At 72.1% G+C, this 2,402-nt stretch carries 2 protein-coding genes; both read right to left on the bottom strand.

From position 1 onward, the window contains the following. Positions 1–46 precede the first annotated feature (46 nt). A complete protein-coding gene (sigJ, locus tag ACWELJ_RS33970; protein WP_452370152.1) occupies positions 47–1,003 on the bottom strand; it encodes an RNA polymerase sigma factor SigJ in 957 nt (318 codons plus the stop codon). Positions 1,004–1,242: 239 nt separating this feature from the next. Further along, positions 1,243–2,229: a cobalamin biosynthesis protein gene (locus tag ACWELJ_RS33965; protein ID WP_452370153.1), complete on the bottom strand. Its 987-nt coding sequence runs from the start codon at positions 2,227–2,229 to the stop codon at positions 1,243–1,245. Positions 2,230–2,402 lie beyond the last annotated feature (173 nt).

Raw genomic sequence — 2,402 nt, 5'->3', positions numbered from 1 at the left:
GGCCGCGACCGGGTGAATCCGGTCGCGGGCCCGCGGTGTCCGTCGCTCAGGACTCGGACGAGCCGAGCGCCCAGTCCGGTCCCGCGCCGTCGGCCGGGAGATCGCGCAGCTTGTCCGGGTTGCGCACCACATCGATCTTGGTGATCCGGCCCTCGTCGATGGTGAACGAGAAGACGCCGGTGTTCTTGCCGTCGAACACCACCAGGCCGGGACGACCGTTGACCAGCACCGGGCGACCCCACGCGCCGCCCACCTTCGACGCGAACTCCAGGAACCCGAGCAGCGTCTTGGCGACCTTGTCCGCGCCGTGCATGGGATGCAGGAACGCCTGCACCTTGCCGCCGCCGTCGGAGGTGAAGGTGACATCGGCGTCGAGCACGCCCAGCAGCGCGCTCAGATCGCCGGAACGCCACGCCACCGCGAACGCCGACACCACCTTCTCGTGCTCGTCGGCGCTGGCGGGGAAGCGGGGCGTGCCGTTCTCCACGTGTTTGCGAGCGCGCGAAGCCAATTGGCGCACCGCGGCCGGGGTGCGGCCCACGACCTCGGCCACCTCGGGGCCGGTCATGCCGAACACATCCTGCAACACGAACGCGGTCCGCTCGGCCGGCGACAGCGATTCCAGCACCACCAGCAGCGCGGTGGTGACCCGCTCGTCCTGTGAGACGCGGTCGGCCGGGTCGTCCCAGGTGGTGACCTCGGGCTCCGGAAGCCATTCGCCCACATACTGTTCGCGCCGCGCCCGCGCCGACCCGAGATAGTCGAGCGCCAGCCGGCCGGTGACCGTGGTCAGCCACGCGCGCAGATTCTCGATCTCCGCGCCCTCGGGACTGGTCTCGTAGTACCGGACCAGCCGCAGCCAGGCCTCCTGCACCACGTCGTCGGCGTCGCTGAGACTGCCGAGCGTGCTGTACGCGACCCGCCGCAGATAGCCGCGATGCTCCTCGAACCGCCGTGCCAGCTCGGCCTGATCGGGCCCGTTCGGCCGCTGCCCACCACTCATCGCACCCTCGCCTTCGCTTACGCCCGCCCGTTGGGCGAACCGTTCACAGCACCGACGAAACAGCTCATCGGAGTGTGACATTCACCCGATGAACTTAGCCAAGCCGACTGTCCGGCCCGGCCATTGCGGTCGGAGCGACCGCCAACACCCGATCCGGGCGGCGCGGGCGGCGGTGATCGGAACGGTCGGGTACGCCTCGGTGGAATGGCTGCTGAAGTTCGTGGCCCGGCGGGAGTGGGTCAGCGTCGGCGCAGATAGGCGGCCGTGGCCGCGGTCAGCGCGGTGCCGAGCTGGACGGCTTCCGAGAGTCGTACCGCGCGGCGGAGATCACGCACCCGGGGGACCGGCCCGTCCCCGAGCGTCGGCCGCATCTCGATGCCGTGCCGGTATTCGGTGCGGCCGCCGAGCGTCACGCCCAGCGCACCCGCCATGGAGGCTTCCGCCACACCGGCATTCGGACTCGGATGCTTGCCGGCATCCCGACGCCAGGCCCGCCACGCATCCCCCGGGCGGCCGCCGATCACCGGCGCGAGCACGGTCGTGAGCAGCCCGCTCACCCGAGCGGGCGCGAGATTGGCGACATCATCGGTGCGGGCCGCGGCCCAACCGAATCGCTCGTATCGCTCGTTGCGATAGCCGACCATCGCGTCGAGCGTATTGATCGCCCGGTAGGCCAGCAGCCCCGGAACGCCCGCCACCGCACCCCAGAACAGCGGTGCGACAGTCGCATCCGAGGTGTTCTCCGCGATCGATTCGAGCGCGGCCCGCGCCAGCCCATCGGCGTCGAGCGCCTCGGGATCCCGCCCGCACAGCGACGGCAGCAGCGCCCGCGCCCCCTCGATATCCCCGGACTCGAGCCGATCCGCCATATCCCGCCCGGTCTTCGCGAGCGTGGTCCCGCCGAGCACGGTCCAGGTCGCGGCGGCGGTGAGCGCCACCTCGCCGAGTGTCCGAACGCTGCCGGTCGAACGTGGCCGGGAGGTCCGGCGATTCGACCCGGCCCGCCCGGACACCGCCCGCCGCAACCCGATTCCCAGTCCCGTGACAGCGCCGACCAGCACCACCTCGTGCACGACTCCGGCCGCCCGGCTGTCGCGATAGGTGACCCGCTCCACCCGCATTGCCGCCGAACCGAACCCGGCCACCGGATGCCCGCGCCGAGGATCGCCCAGCACCCGATCCAGCCCGAACCCGAGCAGCAACCCGGCCGCGGCAGCAGTCCCCATACGCACCCGGCGAGGCTAGCCGAGCCGAGGGCACGCCCGTGCCCCGGCCGCCGTGCACACCGGCGGGAGATCGGTCGGCCCCGCACAACCGTGCGGAGTTCACGAGCCGCGGCAGGCTGCGGCATGGTCGCGGTCGAGCAGCGCTGGGCCGTCGCCACCGATCCCGCCGCGCC

The sequence above is a fragment of the Nocardia sp. NPDC004582 genome, from assembly GCF_053602115.1.
Note: the sequence above shows the minus strand (reverse complement) of the source record. Positions and strands in the feature narration are given on the sequence as shown.